The 18,508-nt window shown below is 72.1% G+C and carries 26 protein-coding genes; all 26 read right to left on the bottom strand.

The genetic code is table 11. From position 1 onward, the window contains the following. Positions 1–31: 31 nt before the first annotated feature. The 26 genes from ACR80Q_RS03630 to rplN all read right to left on the bottom strand — a co-directional run bounded on the left by ACR80Q_RS03630 (position 32) and on the right by rplN (position 18,506). Entirely contained in the window at positions 32–1,237 is a 1,206-nt protein-coding gene (locus tag ACR80Q_RS03630; RefSeq protein WP_435376189.1) for a kynureninase, read from the bottom strand. Positions 1,238–1,273: 36 nt separating this feature from the next. Continuing rightward, entirely contained in the window at positions 1,274–1,891 is a 618-nt protein-coding gene (locus ACR80Q_RS03625; protein ID WP_435376188.1) for a hypothetical protein, read from the bottom strand. Next, a complete protein-coding gene (locus ACR80Q_RS03620; protein ID WP_435376187.1) occupies positions 1,888–2,256 on the bottom strand; it encodes a hypothetical protein in 369 nt (122 codons plus the stop codon). The genes ACR80Q_RS03625 and ACR80Q_RS03620 overlap by 4 nt, the downstream gene beginning before the upstream one ends. 3 nt (positions 2,257–2,259) lie before the next feature. Then, positions 2,260–3,189 carry a tRNA pseudouridine(38-40) synthase TruA gene (truA, locus tag ACR80Q_RS03615; RefSeq protein ID WP_435376186.1) on the bottom strand — a complete coding sequence of 310 codons (930 nt, stop codon included), beginning with the start codon at positions 3,187–3,189 and terminating at the stop codon, positions 2,260–2,262. Positions 3,190–3,202: 13 nt separating this feature from the next. Beyond that, positions 3,203–3,874 (bottom strand): 50S ribosomal protein L17, encoded by a 672-nt coding sequence (gene rplQ, locus ACR80Q_RS03610; protein WP_435376185.1) that lies wholly within the window; start codon positions 3,872–3,874, stop codon positions 3,203–3,205. A gap of 77 nt (positions 3,875–3,951) precedes the next feature. Next, on the bottom strand, positions 3,952–5,016 hold the full coding sequence (locus ACR80Q_RS03605) for a DNA-directed RNA polymerase subunit alpha (RefSeq protein WP_435376183.1): 1,065 nt from the start codon (positions 5,014–5,016) through the stop codon (positions 3,952–3,954). 86 nt (positions 5,017–5,102) lie between these two features. Further along, complete coding sequence (gene rpsD, locus ACR80Q_RS03600; RefSeq protein WP_435376182.1) at positions 5,103–5,729, bottom strand: 30S ribosomal protein S4; 627 nt, start codon at positions 5,727–5,729, stop codon at positions 5,103–5,105. 30 nt (positions 5,730–5,759) lie between these two features. Then, positions 5,760–6,167, bottom strand: a complete 408-nt coding sequence (gene rpsK / locus ACR80Q_RS03595) for a 30S ribosomal protein S11 (protein WP_340295041.1) — start codon at positions 6,165–6,167, stop codon at positions 5,760–5,762. A 68-nt stretch (positions 6,168–6,235) separates the two neighbouring features. Continuing rightward, positions 6,236–6,616, bottom strand: coding sequence for a 30S ribosomal protein S13 (rpsM, locus tag ACR80Q_RS03590; RefSeq protein ID WP_435376181.1), 381 nt, complete (start codon positions 6,614–6,616; stop codon positions 6,236–6,238). A 189-nt stretch (positions 6,617–6,805) separates the two neighbouring features. Beyond that, complete coding sequence (gene rpmJ, locus ACR80Q_RS03585) at positions 6,806–6,919, bottom strand: 50S ribosomal protein L36 (protein WP_110851912.1); 114 nt, start codon at positions 6,917–6,919, stop codon at positions 6,806–6,808. Positions 6,920–6,962: 43 nt separating this feature from the next. Further along, positions 6,963–7,184, bottom strand: a complete 222-nt coding sequence (gene infA, locus ACR80Q_RS03580) for a translation initiation factor IF-1 (RefSeq protein ID WP_336920739.1) — start codon at positions 7,182–7,184, stop codon at positions 6,963–6,965. Between the two features lie 198 nt (positions 7,185–7,382). Then, a complete protein-coding gene (locus ACR80Q_RS03575; protein ID WP_435376180.1) occupies positions 7,383–9,908 on the bottom strand; it encodes a CHAT domain-containing protein in 2,526 nt (841 codons plus the stop codon). A 263-nt stretch (positions 9,909–10,171) separates the two neighbouring features. Further along, a complete protein-coding gene (locus ACR80Q_RS03570; protein WP_435376179.1) occupies positions 10,172–10,996 on the bottom strand; it encodes a hypothetical protein in 825 nt (274 codons plus the stop codon). A 185-nt stretch (positions 10,997–11,181) separates the two neighbouring features. Continuing rightward, complete coding sequence (map, locus tag ACR80Q_RS03565; RefSeq protein ID WP_435376178.1) at positions 11,182–12,027, bottom strand: type I methionyl aminopeptidase; 846 nt, start codon at positions 12,025–12,027, stop codon at positions 11,182–11,184. A 12-nt stretch (positions 12,028–12,039) separates the two neighbouring features. After that, entirely contained in the window at positions 12,040–12,612 is a 573-nt protein-coding gene (locus ACR80Q_RS03560) for an adenylate kinase (protein WP_435376177.1), read from the bottom strand. Further along, positions 12,609–13,916: a preprotein translocase subunit SecY gene (gene secY / locus ACR80Q_RS03555; RefSeq protein ID WP_435376176.1), complete on the bottom strand. Its 1,308-nt coding sequence runs from the start codon at positions 13,914–13,916 to the stop codon at positions 12,609–12,611. The genes ACR80Q_RS03560 and secY overlap by 4 nt, the downstream gene beginning before the upstream one ends. 167 nt (positions 13,917–14,083) lie before the next feature. Then, complete coding sequence (gene rplO, locus ACR80Q_RS03550; protein ID WP_435376175.1) at positions 14,084–14,545, bottom strand: 50S ribosomal protein L15; 462 nt, start codon at positions 14,543–14,545, stop codon at positions 14,084–14,086. A 1-nt stretch (position 14,546) separates the two neighbouring features. After that, positions 14,547–14,759, bottom strand: a complete 213-nt coding sequence (rpmD, locus tag ACR80Q_RS03545) for a 50S ribosomal protein L30 (RefSeq protein ID WP_435376434.1) — start codon at positions 14,757–14,759, stop codon at positions 14,547–14,549. 32 nt (positions 14,760–14,791) lie between these two features. Then, on the bottom strand, positions 14,792–15,454 hold the full coding sequence (gene rpsE, locus ACR80Q_RS03540; protein WP_435376174.1) for a 30S ribosomal protein S5: 663 nt from the start codon (positions 15,452–15,454) through the stop codon (positions 14,792–14,794). A 43-nt stretch (positions 15,455–15,497) separates the two neighbouring features. Beyond that, complete coding sequence (gene rplR, locus ACR80Q_RS03535) at positions 15,498–15,887, bottom strand: 50S ribosomal protein L18 (protein ID WP_435376173.1); 390 nt, start codon at positions 15,885–15,887, stop codon at positions 15,498–15,500. Further along, on the bottom strand, positions 15,887–16,426 hold the full coding sequence (gene rplF / locus ACR80Q_RS03530; protein WP_435376172.1) for a 50S ribosomal protein L6: 540 nt from the start codon (positions 16,424–16,426) through the stop codon (positions 15,887–15,889). The genes rplR and rplF overlap by 1 nt, the downstream gene beginning before the upstream one ends. Before the next feature lie 27 nt (positions 16,427–16,453). Continuing rightward, positions 16,454–16,852, bottom strand: a complete 399-nt coding sequence (gene rpsH / locus ACR80Q_RS03525; protein ID WP_380167129.1) for a 30S ribosomal protein S8 — start codon at positions 16,850–16,852, stop codon at positions 16,454–16,456. A gap of 106 nt (positions 16,853–16,958) precedes the next feature. Next, positions 16,959–17,144, bottom strand: a complete 186-nt coding sequence (locus tag ACR80Q_RS03520; protein ID WP_380167127.1) for a type Z 30S ribosomal protein S14 — start codon at positions 17,142–17,144, stop codon at positions 16,959–16,961. Between the two features lie 17 nt (positions 17,145–17,161). Continuing rightward, on the bottom strand, positions 17,162–17,764 hold the full coding sequence (rplE, locus tag ACR80Q_RS03515; protein ID WP_435376171.1) for a 50S ribosomal protein L5: 603 nt from the start codon (positions 17,762–17,764) through the stop codon (positions 17,162–17,164). Further along, positions 17,761–18,138 (bottom strand): 50S ribosomal protein L24, encoded by a 378-nt coding sequence (gene rplX / locus ACR80Q_RS03510; protein ID WP_435376170.1) that lies wholly within the window; start codon positions 18,136–18,138, stop codon positions 17,761–17,763. The genes rplE and rplX overlap by 4 nt, the downstream gene beginning before the upstream one ends. Next, positions 18,138–18,506 (bottom strand): 50S ribosomal protein L14, encoded by a 369-nt coding sequence (gene rplN, locus ACR80Q_RS03505; RefSeq protein ID WP_380167121.1) that lies wholly within the window; start codon positions 18,504–18,506, stop codon positions 18,138–18,140. Before rplN ends, rplX begins: the two co-directional genes overlap by 1 nt. Between the last annotated feature and the right edge of the window lie 2 nt (positions 18,507–18,508).

Here is an 18,508-nt window from a genome sequence, read left to right as displayed (position 1 = left end):
GCGCGGGTCCACGGGCGGGTCGGCGCGCCCGTCACCGCCCGGACGCGGCCTCCTGCGCCAGCACGTCCATCGCCAGGTCGACCTCGGCGAAGGACGTGCTGAGCGGGGACAGCCCGATGCGGACCAGGTCGGGGTGGCGGAAGTCGGCCACCACGCCTCGGGCCGTGGCCCGGCGGACCAGGTCCTCCGCCCCGGGCCCGGCGAGCACGACGTGGCTGCCCCGTCGGCGGGCATCGGCCGGGGAGGCGGAGCGCCAGCCGAGCGGGAGCAGGTCCTGCTCGGCGCGGGCCAGCACGAGGCCGGTGAGCAGAAGGCTCTTGGCCCGGATCGCGTCCACGCCGGCCTCGGCCACGAGCCGGACGCCCTCCTGGACCGCGACCAGCCCGGGCACCGTCGGGGTCCCCGACAGCATCCTGCGGATGCCGGGCGCGGGGACGTGCTCCGGGCTCATCGCGAACACGTCGGCGGCGCCGAACCAGCCCGGGACCGGGTTGACCAGCGCCTCGTGGTGCCGGGCGGCGACGTGGACGAACGCCGGGGCCCCGGGTCCGGCGCACAGGTACTTGTAGGTGCACCCGACCGCGAGGTCCACCCCGTGCTCGTCCAGCCGCAGCGGGACCGCCCCGGCGGCGTGCGACAGGTCCCACACCACGACCGCACCGGCGTCGTGGACCGCTGCGGTCACCGCGGCCATGTCGGCCACGGCGGCGCTGCGGTAGTCGACGTGGCTCAGCAGCACGCACGCGGTCCGCGGGCCGACGACCGCCGCGACGTCGGCCGCCGTCACCGCCTCCGGCGGGCGGGGCGGGATCGTGCGCAGCCGCAGGCCCCGGGCCCGGGCGACCTCGGCTGCGAGGTGCGCGTCGGTCGGGAAGTCGCCGCCGACGACCACCACCTCCTCGCGGTCCGGTCGCAGGGAGGCCGCGGCGTGCAGGGCCTTGAACAGCAGCACCGACGTGGAGTCGGCGACGACCGTCTGCCCGGGGCCGGCCCCCAGGACCGCTGCGGCCAGCTCGTCGCCCACCTGCACGGGCAGGTCGACCCAGTGGTCCCAGCTGCGGATGAGGGCCGTCGCCCACTCGTCGCGGTACAGCCGGGTCAGCCGCTCCAGCGTCGCGCGGGGCGCCCGGCCGAGGGAGTTGCCGTCCAGATAGGCCACGGGGTCGGGGTCCAGGACGAACCGGTCCCGGAACCCCGCGAGCGGGTCGGCGGCGTCCAGGGCCGCGGCATCGGTCACCGCCCGATCATCCCAGCCGGGGGTCCCGCCGGTCGTTCAGCGCTCCTCCGGCTCGGCGGGCAGGTCCAGGCGCCGCTTGTAGTACCCCCACGGGAAGCTCCACCCCCCCACCAGCTGCCAGCCCTCGTCGTCCAGGGCCCGCGAGGCCAGCGGGGACCAGACGGCCCGGCGGTGCTGCCAGACGTGGTCCGACGCCTCGACGACGTGGAACAGCGTGCCGAACTCGACCATGTGCCAGCCGTGCCGGCCCTCGCGCTCGAGCACGACCATCTCGTCGAACACCGTCAGCGGGTAGAGCACGCGTCGTTCGGGGGTGCCGTCCCCGACGCGGCGGTCCGGTCCGCTCGTCGCCGGTGGACCCGCCGGGCCGAAGCGTTGCTGCGCGGCCTGCCGGCTCACCCCGATCAGACGTCCGATCGCGTCCCAGCTGTGGCCGGCGGCCCGGGCGTTGGCCACGGCCTCCTGCAGCAGCCGGCTGGTCTCCTCCGCGGCGACCCGGCTGGCGTGGACCAGGGCCAGCGAGGCGGCCGGGTCGGCCTCGATGGACTCCCGCAGGCCACGCGGCGCCGAGAGCACGGCCTCCGCGACCGCCTCGCGCAGGCGCGTCTCGTCCGCGTCGGTCAACCCGGTCGAGGACCCGGCGGACCGGCTCACGCGATCTCGTCGTCGAGCGACCGCGGCGCCGGAGCCGGGGCCGACGGGCGGGGCTCCTCGCCGGGCACCGCCCGCGGTGCCGTGCGGCGGGTGTCGCGCTGCGCCGCGCGCAGGGGCTCCAGCCCGTCCAGGGCCATCCGGTCGCGCGCGCCCCGGTCGGCGCGGGCGACGAGGACCTGCACGAGCACGGCGCCCAGCAGCAGCATCGCCGAGGCCCCCGTGATGGCGCCGAGCACGGTGTCGGTCGCGTCGTCGTCGACGAGCAGCGCCGCGACGCCGGCGGCGACGACCACGCCGAGCAGGCCGACCGGGAGCAGGCGGCTCAGCACGAGGCGACGGGGAGCAGAGGACCAGCGGGATGCCATGCGTCAAGGATGTCTTGACGCCTCGACCCTGTCAACCTTCTCTTGACGCGGTCGGTGAACGGCTCCGTCCCGTCGCACCCGTGACTCCCGCGCCCGGACCGCGAGCCCGGCGGCGTCCGGGTAGTCGACGGCGACCAGGGTGAGCCCGTGCGCCGCCGCCACGGTGACACGCGCGTCCCGTCGGCCGCCGCGCAGCACCTCCCGGGGCCAGCCCGTCCCCAGCCGGCCGTCCCCCACCGGCAGCACGGCCCCGACCACGGACCGGACCATCGAGTGGCAGAACGCATCGGCGCTCACCGTGGCCACCACGGTGCCGTCGGCCTCCCGGTCCCACCGGTAGGTCAGCAGCGTGCGGGTGGTGGTGGCCCCCGCCCGACGGCGGCAGAACGCGGCGAAGTCCCGCAGGCCGACCAGCTGCGCGGAGGCGGCGTTCATGGCCGCCAGGTCCAGCGCCCGGGGGTGGGCCAGCGTGTCCCGACGCCGCACGGGGTCCGGACCGGCGGGGTGGTCGCAGACCCGGTACCGGTAGTGCCGGCGCAGGGCCGAGAACCTGGCCTCGAAGCCCTCGTCGGCCTCGGTGACCGACGCCACCCGCACGTCCGGGGCGAGCATGCCCCGCAGCCGCCGGGTGACGCCCTCGGGTCCCCCGGCGCGGGCGAGGACGTCCCGGCCCACGTCCAGGTGGGCGACCTGGCCCGCGGCGTGGACGCCGGCGTCGGTGCGCCCGGCCACGGCGAGGGTGCGCATCACCCGGTCGGGGTCGGTCCGCAGCACGGTGGCCAGCGCGTCGCCCACGACACCGGCGACGGTACGCAGCCCGGGCTGGACGGCCCACCCCTTGAAGTCGGTGCCGTCGTAGGCCAGGTCCAGGCGCAGACGCACGGACCCGCCGTCGGGGTCGACGGCGGGTCCGTGGTGTGGTTCGACGGTCATGCGGTGCGGTCGGTCAGGACTTCGCGTCCTTGTCGGCCGCCTCGTCGATGGCGTCGGTGGCCAGCTCGGTCGCGACCTCGGCGTCCGCCTCGGCCTCGGCGGCGTCGGGTGCGTCGGTCGCGGTGGCCTCGGCCGCCGCGCCCTCCGCCTCGGCCGCCGCGTCGACGGCGGCGTCGGGGTCACCGGACTCCGCCGCCTCGACGGTGTCGGTCGTCGCCGCCTCGGCCTCGGCGGCCGGGGCGCTCTGCGTCCCGGACTTCTTCGCCGACCCGGCGGAACGCTTGGTGGCGGCCTCCGCCTCCTTCACCGTGGCGACCTTGGGGCTGAAGGGCTCCAGGACCAGCTCGATGACGGCCATCGGGGCGTTGTCGCCCTTGCGGGGACCCACCTTGGTGATGCGCGTGTAGCCGCCGGGACGGTCCGCGACCAGCGGCGCGATCTCGGTGAAGAGGAAGTGCACGACGCTCTTGTCCTTGACGACCGTCATGACGCGGCGACGGGCGTGCAGGTCACCGCGCTTGGCGAAGGTGACCATGCGCTCGGCGAGCGGACGCAGGCGCTTGGCCTTGGCCTCCGTCGTCGTGATGCGCCGGTGCTCGAACAGCGAGGTCGCCAGGTTGGCGAGCATGAGCCGCTCGTGCGCCGGTCCCCCGCCGAGACGGGGGCCCTTGGTGGGGGTAGGCATGTGGTTCTCCTTGCGATGGTCGGGCCGGGGTGGGCCGGCGTCCGGTCAGCGGTGCCGACCGGGAGCCGGGCGGAGGGTCAGAGCTGCTCGTCCTCGACGGCCGACGTGTCGTCGGTGTCGTAGCCGGGAGCCGAGAACGGGTCGTCGGACACGGGGTCGCCGTCCTCGGTGTAGTTCGCCAGCGCCGCGGCCGGGTCGAAGCCGGGAGGGCTGTCCTTCAGCTGCAGACCCAGACCGGCGAGCTTGGCCTTGACCTCGTCGATGGACTTGGCGCCGAAGTTCCGGATGTCGAGCAGGTCCGCCTCGCTGCGGCCGACGAGCTCGCCGACCGAGTGGATGCCCTCGCGCTTGAGGCAGTTGTACGAGCGGACCGTCAGGTCGAGCTCCTCGATCGGCAGGGCCAGGTCGGCCGCCAGGGCGGCGTCGTTCGGCGACGGGCCGATGTCGATGCCCTCGGCCTCGACGTTCAGCTCGCGGGCCAGGCCGAACAGCTCGGTCAGGGTGCGACCGGCCGAGGCCATGGCGTCACGCGGGCTGATCGAGCTCTTGGTCTCGACGTCCACGATCAGACGGTCGAAGTCCGTGCGCTGCTCGACACGGGTCGCCTCGACCTTGTAGGTGACGCGACGGACCGGGGAGTAGATCGAGTCGACCGGGATACGGCCGATCTCGGACTCGCCGGACTTGTTCTGGGCGGCGGAGACGTAGCCACGGCCGCGCTCGACCGTGAACTCGATCTCGAGCTTGCCCTTCTCGTTGAGCGTCGCGATGACGAGGTCGGGGTTGTGCACCTCGACACCGGCCGGCGGCGCGATGTCGGCGGCGGTGACCAGGCCGGGGCCCTGCTTGCGCAGGTACATGACGACCGGCTCGTCGAACTCGCTGGAGACGACGAGCTCCTTGAGGTTCAGGATGACCTCGGTGACGTCTTCCTTGACGCCGGTGACCGTCGAGAACTCGTGGAGCACGCCGTCGATGCGGATGCTCGTGACGGCTGCGCCCGGGATGGACGACAGCAGGGTGCGGCGGAGGCTGTTGCCGAGGGTGTAGCCGAAGCCCGGCTCGAGGGGCTCGATGACGAACCGCGAGCGGGCGTCGCCGACGACGTCCTCGGACAGGGTGGGGCGCTGTGCGATGAGCACGGATGTTCTCCTTCTTCTGGGCGACCGCTATATGACGCCCGGGCGACGTGCAGGGGCCGCACCCCGGGGGGTGCGGCCCCGGGGGCTCACTTGGAGTAGAGCTCGACGACCAGCTGCTCCTGGACCGCCGTGTCGATCACCTGACGGGCCGGGAGGCCGTGGACCAGGATCTGCATCTTGTTCGGGTTGGCCTCGAGCCACGCGGGCACGGTGCGCTCCCCCGCCTCGGCGCGGGCGATGACGAACGGGGTCATCTCGACGCTGGAGCGCCGGACCTCGATGACGTCGTGCTCGCTGACGCGGAAGCTGGGGATGTCGACCTTGTGGCCGTTGACCACGAAGTGGCCGTGCTTGACCAGCTGGCGAGCCATGTCGCGGCTCTTGGCGTAGCCGGCGCGGTACACGACGTTGTCCAGACGGGACTCGAGCAGGCGCAGCAGGTTCTCGCCGGTCTTGCCCTGCTGGCTGTTCGCCTCCTTGAAGTAGTTGCGGAACTGCTTCTCGAGGACGCCGTAGATGCGGGCCATCTTCTGCTTCTCACGCATCTGGAGCAGGTACTCGGACTCCTTGGTGCGCGCGCGCCCGTGCTCGCCCGGCGGGTACGGCCGGATCTCGATCGGGCACTTGGGCGTGTCGCACTTCGCGCCCTTCAGGTACAGCTTGGTCTTCTCGCGGCGGCACCGCTTGCAGTCAGGGCCGGTGTAACGAGCCATGTGTGTTCTCTCCTTCTCAGGCTCAGGCGCTCAGACGCGGCGGCGCTTGGGCGGGCGGCAGCCGTTGTGCGGCTGCGGGGTGACGTCGGAGATCGCACCGATCTCCAGGCCTGCCGCGGTGAGCGACCGGATCGCGGTCTCACGACCGGAACCGGGGCCCTTGACGAGGACGTCGACCTTCTTCATGCCGTGCTCCTGCGCGCGACGGGCAGCGGCCTCGGCCGCCATCTGCGCGGCGAACGGCGTGGACTTGCGCGAGCCCTTGAACCCCACCTGGCCCGAGCTGGCCCAGGCGATGACGTTCCCGCCCGGGTCCGTGATGGACACGATGGTGTTGTTGAAGGTGCTCTTGATGTGGGCGACGCCCGCGGCGATGTTCTTCCGCTCCTTGCGGCGCGGCTTGCGCGCGGCGGAGGCGGCTCGGGTCTTGGGTGGCATGCGGCTGGTCTCTCCTGCTCAGACGGTCCGGGTAGCGGTGCCGGGGAGGACGCTGACGTGGTCAGCGGTCACTTCTTGCCGACCTTCTTCTTGCCGGCGACGGTCCGCTTCGGACCCTTCCGGGTACGTGCGTTGGTCTTGGTGCGCTGGCCGCGGACGGGCAGGTGGCGGCGGTGACGCAGGCCCTCGTAGGAGCCGATCTCCACCTTGCGGCGGATGTCGGCGGCCACCTCGCGTCGGAGGTCACCCTCGACGCGGTAGGCACCTTCGATGTGGTCGCGCAGCGCGACGAGCTGGTCCTCGGTCAGGTCCTTGACCCGGACGTCGGGGCTGATGCCCGTGGCCGTCAGGGTCTCGACCGAACGGGTGCGGCCGATGCCGAAGACGTAGGTGAGTGCGATCTCGACCCGCTTGTCGCGGGGGAGGTCGACACCGACGAGACGTGCCATGTCAGTTGCCTCTCGTACCTGAGGGTCTGGAGCGGTACCTGCCCGCGAGCCGTGCGCTCGAGGTCCCCGGCCCTCGTCCGGGGGTGTCGTCCGGGTCCGGCACGTGGGCCGGTCCCGAGTCGGGTACCGCAGTGGGTGCTGCTGTGCTGCTGCGTGCTGGGTGGACGCAGGAACGTCCGGCGGTGCTGCTCAGCCCTGGCGCTGCTTGTGGCGCAGGTTGGTGCAGATCACCATGACCCGGCCGTGACGGCGGATCACCTTGCAGTTGTCGCAGATCTTCTTGACGCTGGGCTTGACCTTCATCGATGGACTCCCTGGCGGCCTCTGCCCCCACCGGGGCGAGCCGTCACTTGTAGCGGTAGACGATGCGTCCGCGGGACAGGTCGTACGGGCTGAGCTCAACCACCACGCGGTCCTCGGGGAGGATCCTGATGTAGTGCTGCCGCATCTTCCCGGAGATGTGCGCGAGCACCTTGTGCCCGTTCTCCAGCTCGACGCGGAACATGGCGTTGGGGAGGGCTTCGACCACGCTGCCCTCGATCTCGATGACCCCGTCCTTCTTCGGCATGTGCCTCCGCTATCGCTACGTGCTCCTGGGTAGGAGCCTCCATGAAAGGTGCGCACCGGTGGTGCGACCTGAGCCCACGCGTGACGAATCCCGTTCACCCAGACCAGCCGCGGGGGGGAACGGGACGTGGAAGCCGTGTGCCAACCGCCAAGAGTACGCCAAAGCGGTGGTGGGGCGAAATCCGACGGTCACCGGCGCTCACCACCCCGAGCCGAAGCAGACGAAGGGCGCCGGCGCGGCGCCCGGGGGCTCCGCCGCCAGCGCCCGGGCCAGGGCCAGGGCCGGGCTCAGCCCGGCGGCCAGCCCGCCGTGGTGGGCGACGGCCACCCGGGCGCTGACCTGGTCGTCCACCCGCGCCACCCCCGCCACGACGCTGCCCACACCGGCCGCGAGCAGCGCGGCGGTCATGCCGAGCCGCTCGTCCCCCGGCCTGGTCTCGGCGCAGCCCAGCTCGCAGGCGGACAGCACCACGTGGCTGGGGACCCGCTCGAGTCCGTGCAGCTCGTGCCCGAACAGCGGCCCGTCCGCCATGAGGAGGTGGCTGAACAACGGGTTCTGCGGTTCGTGGACGCCGTGCGCGGCGACGTGGAACACGTCGGAGCCGGCGGCGACCAGCACCGCCTGCGCGGCGGTCGCCCGGGCCACCGCGTGGCCGCCGGGCCAGACACCGGACACCTCGGCGGCCTCGCGGTCGCCGTGGGCCAGACCGGGTCCGGAGACGCTGCCCACCCTGGGCCTGTTCCCCAGCCGGGCCCGGGCTCGCCCGCGGGCCCACGCCGTGGCCGTCGCGCTCACGGTGACCGCTCGCCCGTGCAGGCTCGGCAGCAACCCCCACGGCACCAGCGACAGCTCGCCGGGCGGCGCCACCAGCACCGGTCCCTCGTCCGTCCCGGACCCGCCCTGCAGGAGCGGCCGGACGAGGTCCCGGTCCAGCCGCGCCAGGGCCGCCGCGGCGGACGCGTTCGCGACGGCCCGGATCGGCGCCGGTGTGCGGGACGAGGCGAGCAGGTCGAGGTCCGCCCGCAGCCGGCGACTGTCGTCGACCACGAGTCGCAGCCCGCCGAGGCGGACCAGGCGCGTCCGCCCGGCCCCCACCACGACGCCGAGGAGGTCGCCGTCGGCGACCAGCAGGTTCAGCGCCACCCCGCCCGCGCCGGCCAGCAGGTCCGTCAGCGAGGCCACGGGCAGCGTGGAGCCGCCGGACCCGACCTCCGTGCGCCCGTGGGCGCGCCACGCCCTGGTCCGCAGCAGCCGCTCGAGCTCTGCGGCGCGCGCCCGCGGCTGGTCCCCGGCGCGTCCCGGTCCGGCCTCGCGGACCCGCGCCCGGACCAGCCGCAGCTCCTGGGACCACCCGTCGGCCACCGGGTCACGTGGCGGTGTGACCGGTGGCAGACGCTGCGACAGCCCCCGCGTGAGCTCGGCCCAGCCCAGGACGCGTCCCGGGTCACCGGTCCGTAGCGCCCGCTCCACCCCGGCCCGCGAGATCTGCCGGGCGTGCACGGCCACCGCCACCCGCAGCTCGAGGCTCCCCATCCCGCTGGCGTGACGGTGCAGGTCCACCATGGCGCGCCGCAGGTCCCGGCCGGCGTCGGCCCCCCGCCCCTCGGCCTCGGCCAGCGCGGCGCGCACCTGCAGCGTCCGGATCCGGTCGAGCACGCCGTCGCCCCGTCGGAGCCGATGGGCACCGCCCAGCGCCGCCCGGGCGTCGGCGGGACGTCGCAGCCGCAGGTAGGCCTCGGCCGCGAGCAGCCGCGACCGCCGGGCCTGGTGGTCCAGACCGAGGTCGGTGAAGGTGGCGGTCTGCGTGACGGCCTCCTCGGCCGCGGCGGCCACCCCCCGGCCCAGCAGCAGGCCCGCGTAGAGCTCGAGCCGTCGGGCCTGCAACGCCTGGACGGTCGCGCCGAGCCGCGAGAAGCGGCGGGCGGCCCGGGCCGCCACCCGCCGTGCCGCGGCCGGCTGGTCCCGCGCGATCAGCACCCGCGCCAGCTCGCCCTCGGCCTCGGCCTGGTCGTACGTCGCCCGGTGCCGGCCCAGCACCCGGGCCGCGGTGTCGAGCTGCTGGCCCGCGTCGTCCAGCAGCCCTGCGGCCATGAGCGTCTCGGCCCGCGTGACGCGGCAGCGGGCGGCGAGCACCGGGGACAGCCCGGCCAACCCCGGCTCGGCCCGGTCGAGCACCTGCAGCGCGGCCGGGATGTCCCCGCCCAGCATGAACGTGTAACCCAGGTTGGACGAGGCCATGGCGGCGAGGACGGGCAGCCCGGCCCGGCTCGCCAGGTCCACGGCCCGGCGGAAGTCGGCCGCCGCAGGGGTCAGGTCACCCATCTCCAGCCGCAGGGAGCCCCGGTTGATCAGGGCGGCCACCCGCGGCTCCGGGTCACCGCTGGGCAGCAGGCGAAGGGCCCGGTCGAACGCCTCGACCGCCTGCCCCGCGTCGCGCCGCGCCAGGACCAGCCCCCGGTTGACCGCGGACAGCCCTCGGAGCTCCGGCGAGACGAGCTCGGCGTCGAGCTCGTCGAGCAGACGCAGACCCTCGGCCGAGGAGTGCGACTCGGCGACGAGGTAGGCCCGGTGGACGAGGACCCGGGCCCGCAGGTCCGGGTCCGGGTCGGCCGACAGCGCCAGGTCGACCAGCCGGGCGGCCGTCTGCATCCTGCCCTCGCGGGCAGCGATGACCGCACGCTGGTGGAGGCCCAGCGCGCCGCCGACGACCGGGCCCGCCGTCACGCCTCCGTCGTGCGCGTCCGCGGTCCGCCGGTACGCACGACGACGGTCACGTGGTGACCGGGACCCGGTGCGGCTTCTGGGGCGGCAGGGGCGGGTCGTCGGTCTCGGGCGGGTCCGGATCGGGCTCCGGCCCGGTCTCCTCAGGCACGGCTGGTTCGGTCATGGACGGTCCTCCTGCTCGCGGTCGGGACAGAACCCCGATGGTCCCGCGAGCAGGAGGCGCGCGTCTACGGCCAGATACGTCCTGGTCGGACCGTCCGCGTTCAGACGGCGGTGAAGTAGGCGCTGACGCCGGTCGGCGCGGCCAGCCCCGACGCGTAGGGAAGGTACGACTTGTACGGCAGGTAGCTCTTGTCCGGCAGGTACGACTTCGCCGACACCTCGGCCTCGTACGGCAGGTAGCCCTTGTACGGCAGGTAGCTCTTGTCCGGCAGGTACGACTTCGCCGACACCTCGGCCTCGTACGGCAGGTAGCCCTTGTACGGCAGGTAGCTCTTGTCCGGCAGGTACGACTTCGCCGACACCTCGGCCTCGTACGGCAGGTAGCCCTTGTACGGCAGGTAGCTCTTGTCCGGCAGGTACGACTTCGCCGACACCTCGGCCTCGTACGGCAGGTAGCCCTTGTACGGCAGGTACGACTTCGCCGACACCCCGGCCTCGTACGGCAGGTAGCTCTTGTACGGCAGGTACGACTTCGCCGGCACCCCGGCCTCGTACGGCAGGTCGCTCTTGTACGGCAGGTACGACTTCGCCGGCACCCCGGCCTCGTACGGCAGGTCGCTCTTGTACGGCAGGTACGACTTCGCCGGCACCCCGGCCTCGTACGGCAGGTCGCTCTTGTACGGCAGGTACGACTTCGCCGGCACCCCGGCCTCGTACGGCAGGTCGCTCTTGTACGGCAGGTACGACTTCGCCGGCACCCCGGCCTCGTACGGCAGGGAGCTCTTGTACGGCAGGTAGCTGGCGGTCGGCGTGGTCGCGGCCGAGGCCGACGCGGACGCAGCGGTCGAGGCGACGAAGCCGCCGGCGAGGGCGGCGACGAGGACGGCGGCCAGGGTGAGGGCGCGGGAGCGGGTACGCAGGAACACGGCGGGGACCTTTCGGCTGGGGTGCATGACGACGACGCGGACACGTCACGCAAAGGGCACCAGCCGGGCACCCCGCTGTCAATCAAGGCCGCATACCTATGACTGGCGCTCTCACAGGTAGTGACGGGGGACCCCCGAGCACACCGCCGAACCGCCCAGGACGGACGGATCGGTGACCGCCTGTGTCAGGTGAGCAGCTGCGACACCGGGACACCGGCCGGCTCGAGCCGGGACCGTCCCCCGTCAGGGGCGGTCAGGACGAACAGCCCGTCCTCGAGCACCGCGACGGAGTGCTCGGCGTGAGCGGCCCGGGAGCCGTCCACCGTGACCACCGTCCACTCGTCGTCCAGGACGCGCGCCCGGGGGGAGCCGGCCGTCAGCATGGGCTCCACGGCCACGCACAGGCCCACGCGCACCTTGGGGGTCCGTCCCTGCGCGCGGTAGTTGAGCACCTCCGGCGGCTGGTGCATGGCCGTGCCGATGCCGTGGCCGGTGTACTCCTCGACCAGGCCGTAACGGCCGCCGCACTCGCGGGTGACGAAGTCGTCGACGGCCTCGCCGACCCGACCCAGCGGCTCCCCCACCTGCAGCGCCGCGATCCCCCGCCACAACGACTCCTCGGTCGCCTCGACGAGGTCGTGGTCGGCGCGGGGCGCGACGTCGCTGCCGTCAGCGGCCGGGACCAGCACCGAGAACGCCGCGTCCCCGTGCCAGCCGTCCACGACGGCACCGCAGTCGATGCTCAGCAGGTCGCCCGGCTCCAGCACCGTCGGACCCGGGATCCCGTGGACGATCTGCTCGTTCACCGATGCGCAGACGGTCCGGGGGAACCCGTGGTACCCGAGGAAGTTCGACGTGGCGCCCGCGTCCCGGATCACGCCGGCCGCCACGGCGTCCAGCTCGTCGGTCGTGATGCCCGGCCGCACCGAACCACGGACCGCGTCCAGGGCGGCCGCCACCACGAGCCCGGCGCGACGCATGACGCGCACCTGCTCCAGCGTCTTGTACTCGATCCGTTCCCGACCGAACATGCGGCGGGGGCCTCAGCCCTCGCGGCCGATGGCCGCCAGCAGGCGGCGGGTGACGTCGTCGACCTCGCCCATGCCGTCGACCTGCACGAGCAGGCCGCGGTCGGCGTAGATCTGCGCCAGCGGGGCGGTCTGCTCCGCGTAGACCTCGAACCGGTGGCGGAACACCTCCTCGGTGTCGTCGCTGCGGCCCTGCTCGGCCGCGCGGATCGTCAGCCGCTTGACGACCTCGTCCGGGTCAGCCGTGATCTCCACGACGTGGTCCAGCTGCACGGACGCGGCCGACAGCATCCGGTCCAGCTCGCTGACCTGGTCCGCGGTGCGGGGGTAGCCGTCCAGCAGGAAGCCGCCGCTCGCGTCGGGCTGGGCGAGCCGGTCGGCCACCATCGCGTTGGTGACCGAGTCCGGCACGTAGTCACCGGCATCCATGTAGCTCTTGGCGGTGACACCGAGCTCGGTGCCCTCCGTCACGTTGCGACGGAAAATGTCCCCGGTGGAGATCGCGGGGACGCCAAGGGTGTCGGCGACGCGCGCGGCCTGGGTGCCCTTGCCCGCCCCGGGCGGGCCGAGCAGCACGAGCCGGGTCATCGAAGGAACCCCTCGTAGTTGCGCTGCTGCAGCTGCGACTGGATCTGCTTGACGGTCTCCAGCCCGACGCCGACCACGATCAGGATGGACGCACCGCCGAACGGGAAGTTCTGGTTGGCGCCGACGAGGACGATCGCCACGAGCGGGATCAGGGCGATCAGGCCCAGGTAGATCGACCCCGGGAACGTGATGCGGGTGATGACGTAGTCGAGGTACTCCGCGGTGGGGCGCCCGGCGCGGATGCCGGGGATGAAGCCGCCGTACTTGCGCATGTTCTCGGCCACGTCGTCCGGGTTGAACGTGATGGCGACGTAGAAGAACGTGAAGAACACGATGAGCAGGAAGTAGGCGAGCATGTAGAACGGGTGGTCACCGGTCACGAAGTAGCGGCCGATCCACAGCGCCCACTCCGACTCCGGCGAGAACTGCGACACCAGCGCCGGCAGGTACAGCAGCGAGCTGGCGAAGATGACCGGGATGACGCCGGCCATGTTGACCTTGAGCGGGATGTAGGTGCTGGTGCCGCCGTAGGCCCGCTGGCCCACCATGCGCTTGGCGTACTGCACCGGGATCCGGCGCTGGCTCTGCTCGACCAGGACGACCAGGGCGACGATGACCAGGCCGACCGCGACCACGACGAGCATGGTCTCGATGGACTGCTGCGTGGCGATGGCCCACAGCGAGCTCGGGAACGTGGCGGCGATCGAGGTGAAGATCAGCAGCGACATGCCGTTGCCGACGCCCTTGGCCGTGATGAGCTCCCCGAGCCACATCACCAGGCCGGTACCGGCGGTCATGGTGGTGATCATCAGGACCAGGATCGGGATGCTCTGGTCCGGGATCACGGGGAACTGCTCGGGGCTGCAGGCGCCGCCGAAGATGGAGTTGTCCCGCGCCAGCGACACGAAGGTCGTGGACTGCAGGATCGCGAGGCCGATCGTCAGGTACCGCGTGTACTGCGTGAGCTTCGCGGTGCCGGTCTGGCCCTCCTTCTTCAGCTCCTCGAAGCGAGGGATGACCACCGTCAGCAGCTGCACGATGATGCTCGCCGTGATGTACGGGAGGATCCCGAGGGCGAAGATCGACAGCTGGAGCAGGGCCCCACCGCTGAAGAGGTTGATGAGGCCGAACACCCCCGACGTCTCGGCGAGTGCCAGGCACTCGCGGACGTTGCGGAAGTCGACGCCCGGCGTCGGGATGAACGACCCGAAGCGGAACAGCGCCATGATCCCGAGCGTGAAGAGGATCTTCGCGCGCAGATCGGGGGTCCGGAAAGCGCTGACGAACGCGCCGAGGCTGACCACGAACTACCTCCAGATGGGCCCAACGGGCTCGGACGGTCGATCCGCCCTGATCAGCCAGGATCGTTCCGTGCGTCGGACCCTAACACCAGGACCGGGGCACGAGGCCCCGGTCCTGATGGTGGGAGTCGACGCCGGCACGGTCCCGGCGATGGTGCACGGTGCGTCGGTCAGACGGTGGTGGCCGTGCCGCCCGCCGCCTCGATCTTGGCCTTGGCCGACGCCGAGAACTTGTGCGCCGACACCTCGAGCTTCGACGACACGTCGCCGGTGCCGAGCACCTTGACGGGGGCGTTGTCTCGGACGGCGCCGCGGGCGACCAGGTCGGCCGGGGTCACGGTGCCACCGTCGGGGTAGAGCTCCGACAGCTTGTCGAGGTTGACGACCTGGAAGGTCACCTTGAACCGGTTGGTGAAGCCGCGGAGCTTGGGCAGACGCATGTGCAGCGGCGTCTGACCACCCTCGAAGGCGGCGGACACCTGGTAGCGGGCACTGGTGCCCTTGGTGCCACGACCGGCGGTCTTGCCCTTGCTGGCCTCACCACGACCCACACGGGTCTTCGCGGTCCGGGCCCCGGGGGCCGGACGCAGGTGGTGGACCTTCAGCGCGGACTCGTTGCTGGGGTTTGCCATGTCACTCGACCTCCTCGACCGAGACGAGGTGCGCCACGGTGACGACCATCCCGCGGATCTCGGGACGGTCCTCCTTCACCACGACGTCACCGATGCGCTTGAGACCGAGCGACCGGACGGTGTTCCGCTGTCCGGCGGTCCCACCGATGGTCGACCGGACCTGCGTCACCCGAAGACGCGTGGTCGTCGTCGACTCGGCCTTCTTGGTGGGCAGGGTGGTCTGCGTTCCGGGTGCAGTTGCCATGATCAGGACGCCTCCTGCCGGGCACGCAGCAGCGCGGCGGGGGCCACGTCCTCGATCGGCAGGCCGCGACGAGCGGCCACCGACTCCGGCGGCTCGAGGCCCTTGAGGGCCGCGACCGTCGCGTGCACGACGTTGATCGCGTTGCTGGAGCCGAGCGACTTGCTCAGCACGTCGTGGATCCCGGCGGCCTCGAGGACCGCACGGACCGGGCCACCGGCGATGACGCCGGTACCGGGGCTGGCGGGACGCAGCAGGACGACGCCCGCGGCCTTCTCGCCCTGGATCGCGTGGGGGATGGTGCCGGCGATGCGGGGGACGCGGAAGAAGCTCTTCTTGGCCTCCTCGACACCCTTGCTGATCGCCGCGGGCACCTCCTTGGCCTTGCCGTAGCCGACGCCGACCATGCCGTCGCCGTCACCGACGACGACCAGGGCGGTGAAGGAGAACCGACGTCCACCCTTGACGACCTTGGAGACGCGGTTGATCGCGACGACGCGCTCGACGTAGTTGTTGCGGTCGTCGCCACCACGGCCACCGCGGTCGTCACGACGACCGCCGTCACGGCCACCGCGACGCGGCTCGCGGCCGCCCTCGGGGCCGCCGGTGCCACCGGCGGTGCCGCCGGCCCCGGGGGGGCCACCGCGACGCTGCTGGGGTCCTGCCATCAGAGGGTTCCTTCCATCGGGTGCACGGTCACGAGGCGGGTGATCACAGGGACAGCCCCTTCTCGCGGGCGCCGTCCGCCACGGCCGCGACACGGCCGTGGTACTTGTTGCCGCTGCGGTCCAGGACCACGGCGGTCACACCGGCGGCCTGGGCGCGCTCGGCGACGAGCTCGCCGACCGCACGGGCCTTGGCGACCTTGTCGGAGGAGGCGGCCCGCAGGTCCGCCTCGAGGGTGGAGGCCGAGGCCAGGGTGCGGCCGGTGGTGTCGTCCACCACCTGCGCCACGATGTGGCGCAGGGAGCGGGTGACGACCAGGCGCGGACGCTCGGTGGTCCCGGTGATGTGCTTGCGGACGCGCTGATGACGACGGCTACGGGCCGCGACGCGACCCCGACCACCGTGGCGCGTGCTGCGCTCGACGACTGTGGGCATTACTTCTTCCCAGCCTTTCCGACCTTGCGGCGGATCTGCTCGCCCTCGTAGCGGATGCCCTTGCCCTTGTAGGGGTCGGGCTTACGGAGCTTGTGGATGTTGGCGGCGACCTCGCCCACCTGCTGCTTGTCGATGCCGGACACCGTGAAACGGGTCGGGCTCTCGACCGAGAAGGAGATGCCGGCGGGCGGCACGATCGTGACGGGGTGGCTGAAGCCGAGGGCGAACTCGAGGTTGCTGCCCTTGGCCTGGACCCGGTAGCCGGTGCCGTGGATCTCGAGCTTGCGCACGTATCCGTCGGTGACGCCGGTGACCATGTTGGCGATGAGGGTCCGGGTCAGGCCGTGCAGCGACTTGGAACGACGCTCGTCGTTCGGCCGGCTGACGGTGATGGACCCGTCCTCGTTGATGACGGTGATGGGCTCGGCCACGACGTGGCTGAGCTGGCCCTTGGGCCCCTTGACCGTGACGTGGGGACCGTCGAGGTCCACCGTCACGCCCGAGGGGACGGGCACGGGGTTCTTGCCGATGCGCGACATGTGTGTCTCCTCAGCTCCGCTCTCGACTCACCAGACGTAGGCGAGGACTTCCCCACCCACGCCCTTCTTGGCGGCCTGGCGGTCGGTCAGCAGCCCGGACGACGTCGACAGGATCGCGACGCCGAGGCCACCCAGGACCTTGGGCAGGTTGGTCGACTTGGCGTAGACCCGCAGGCCGGGCTTCGACACGCGGCGCAGGCCGGCGATCGAGCGCTCCCGGGAGGGGCCGAACTTCAGCTGGAGGGTGAGCGTGCGGCCCACCTCGGCGTCGGCCACGGTCCAGCCGGCGATGTAGCCCTCCTGCTTGAGGATGTCGGCCACGCTCGCCTTGAGCTTGCTGAACGGCATGGAGACGTCGTCGTGGTACGCCGAGTTGGCGTTGCGCAGACGCGTGAGCATGTCTGCGATCGGATCAGTCATCGTCATCGGGCTTCTGCCCTTTCTCGCCGCGGTTTCCGGGTTCGGACCTTCGGCGCTGTGGAGAGTGGTTCAGGGGGTGGTGCGGGTGCGGTGGGTCAGGGACGAGCCCTGCTCACCAGCTCGACTTGGTGACGCCGGGCAGCTCGCCGGCGTGCGCCATCTCGCGCAGGCAGATGCGGCACAGCCCGAACTTGCGGTAGACCGAGTGCGGTCGCCCGCACTTCTGGCAGCGGGTGTAGCCGCGCACCTTGAACTTCGGGGTCTTGTTGGCCTTGTTGATCAGAGCGGTCTTCGCCATGGTCGGTCCTCCTCTCCTCAGACAGCCTTGAAGGGGAAGCCGAGCTTGCGCAGCAGGCTCCGGCCCTCGTCGTCGTTGGTCGCGGACGTCACCACGGTGATGTCCATCCCGCGGACGCGGTCGACCTTGTCCTGGTCGATCTCGTGGAACATCGCCTGCTCCACGAGACCGAAGGTGTAGTTGCCGCGACCGTCGAACTGCGTGCCCGACAGACCGCGGAAGTCGCGGATACGGGGCAGGGCGACGGTGAGCAGCCGGTCGAGGAACTCCCACATGCGGTCACCGCGGAGGGTGACGTGGGCCCCGATGGGCATGCCCTCGCGCAGCTTGAACTGCGCGATCGACTTGCGGGCCTTGGTGACCTGCGGCTTCTGGCCGGTGATGGCCGTGAGGTCGCGGACGGCGCCGTCGATCAGCTTGGAGTCGCGAGCGGCCTCGCCGACGCCCATGTTCACGACGACCTTGACGACACCCGGCACCTGCATGACGTTGCCGTAGCCGAACTCCTCGAGCAGCGCGGGGAGGATCTCCTCGCGGTAGCGCGCCTGGAGCCGGGGCTTGGGCGCGGCCTCGGTGGTGTCGGTCTGGGTCTCGGTGGTCTCGGTGGTCTCGGTGCTCATGCGATGTCCTTGCCGGAGCGACGGGCGACGCGGACGCGCACGTTGCGCTCCCGTCCGCCGCGCTCCTGCGTCTCGACGCGGATGCCGACGCGCGTGGGCTTGCCGGACTCGGGGTCGACCAGGGCCACGTTCGACACGTGGACCGGGGCCTCGGTGTGGATGAGGCCGCCGGTGCGCGAGCCGCGACCGGTCTGGCCGGCCTTCACGTGCTTGGTCACCCGGTTGATGCCCTCGACGAGGACCCGGTTGGTCTCGTGGTTGACGGACAGGACCTTGCCGGTCTTGCCCCGGTCACCACCGCGCGACTGGCGGGCGCCGGCGATGACGACCACCGTGTCGCCCTTCTTGATGCGGAACGTGCCGCGACTAGCCATCAGAGCACCTCCGGTGCCAGCGAGATGATCTTCATGAACCGCTTGTCACGCAGCTCGCGGCCCACCGGGCCGAAGATGCGGGTGCCGCGGGGGTCGCCGTCGCCCTTGAGGATGACGGCGGCGTTCTCGTCGAACTTGATGTACGAGCCGTCGGGACGGCGGCGCTCCTTGACGGTGCGCACGATGACGGCCTTGACGACGTCACCCCGCTTGACGTTGCCACCGGGGATCGCGTCCTTGACGGTGGCGACGATGGTGTCCCCGATACCCGCGTAGCGACGGCCGGAACCGCCGAGCACGCGGATGCAGAGGATCTCCTTCGCACCGGTGTTGTCGGCGACCTTGAGCCTGGACTCCTGCTGGATCACTG

It is taken from the genome of Aquipuribacter aurantiacus (genome assembly GCF_051216895.1).
Classification (GTDB): Bacteria; Actinomycetota; Actinomycetes; order Actinomycetales; family JBBAYJ01; genus Aquipuribacter.
This window is presented reverse-complemented; position numbering and strand designations above follow the sequence as displayed.

Bases quoted from the DNA above. Each gene is read 5' to 3' on its own strand.
- ACR80Q_RS03620 (WP_435376187.1), bottom strand. From the start codon at position 2,256: ATGGCATCCCGCTGGTCCTCTGCTCCCCGTCGCCTCGTGCTGAGCCGC.
- truA (WP_435376186.1), bottom strand. From the start codon at position 3,189: ATGACCGTCGAACCACACCACGGACCCGCCGTCGACCCCGACGGCGGG.
- rplQ (WP_435376185.1), bottom strand. From the start codon at position 3,874: ATGCCTACCCCCACCAAGGGCCCCCGTCTCGGCGGGGGACCGGCGCAC.
- rpsD (WP_435376182.1), bottom strand. From the start codon at position 5,729: ATGGCTCGTTACACCGGCCCTGACTGCAAGCGGTGCCGCCGCGAGAAG.
- rpsK (WP_340295041.1), bottom strand. From the start codon at position 6,167: ATGCCACCCAAGACCCGAGCCGCCTCCGCCGCGCGCAAGCCGCGCCGC.
- rpsM (WP_435376181.1), bottom strand. From the start codon at position 6,616: ATGGCACGTCTCGTCGGTGTCGACCTCCCCCGCGACAAGCGGGTCGAG.
- rpmJ (WP_110851912.1), bottom strand. From the start codon at position 6,919: ATGAAGGTCAAGCCCAGCGTCAAGAAGATCTGCGACAACTGCAAGGTG.
- infA (WP_336920739.1), bottom strand. From the start codon at position 7,184: ATGCCGAAGAAGGACGGGGTCATCGAGATCGAGGGCAGCGTGGTCGAA.
- map (WP_435376178.1), bottom strand. From the start codon at position 12,027: ATGTTCGGTCGGGAACGGATCGAGTACAAGACGCTGGAGCAGGTGCGC.
- ACR80Q_RS03560 (WP_435376177.1), bottom strand. From the start codon at position 12,612: ATGACCCGGCTCGTGCTGCTCGGCCCGCCCGGGGCGGGCAAGGGCACC.
- rplO (WP_435376175.1), bottom strand. From the start codon at position 14,545: ATGGCAAACCCCAGCAACGAGTCCGCGCTGAAGGTCCACCACCTGCGT.
- rpsE (WP_435376174.1), bottom strand. From the start codon at position 15,454: ATGGCAGGACCCCAGCAGCGTCGCGGTGGCCCCCCCGGGGCCGGCGGC.
- rplR (WP_435376173.1), bottom strand. From the start codon at position 15,887: ATGCCCACAGTCGTCGAGCGCAGCACGCGCCACGGTGGTCGGGGTCGC.
- rplF (WP_435376172.1), bottom strand. From the start codon at position 16,426: ATGTCGCGCATCGGCAAGAACCCCGTGCCCGTCCCCTCGGGCGTGACG.
- rpsH (WP_380167129.1), bottom strand. From the start codon at position 16,852: ATGACGATGACTGATCCGATCGCAGACATGCTCACGCGTCTGCGCAAC.
- ACR80Q_RS03520 (WP_380167127.1), bottom strand. From the start codon at position 17,144: ATGGCGAAGACCGCTCTGATCAACAAGGCCAACAAGACCCCGAAGTTC.
- rplE (WP_435376171.1), bottom strand. From the start codon at position 17,764: ATGAGCACCGAGACCACCGAGACCACCGAGACCCAGACCGACACCACC.
- rplX (WP_435376170.1), bottom strand. From the start codon at position 18,138: ATGGCTAGTCGCGGCACGTTCCGCATCAAGAAGGGCGACACGGTGGTC.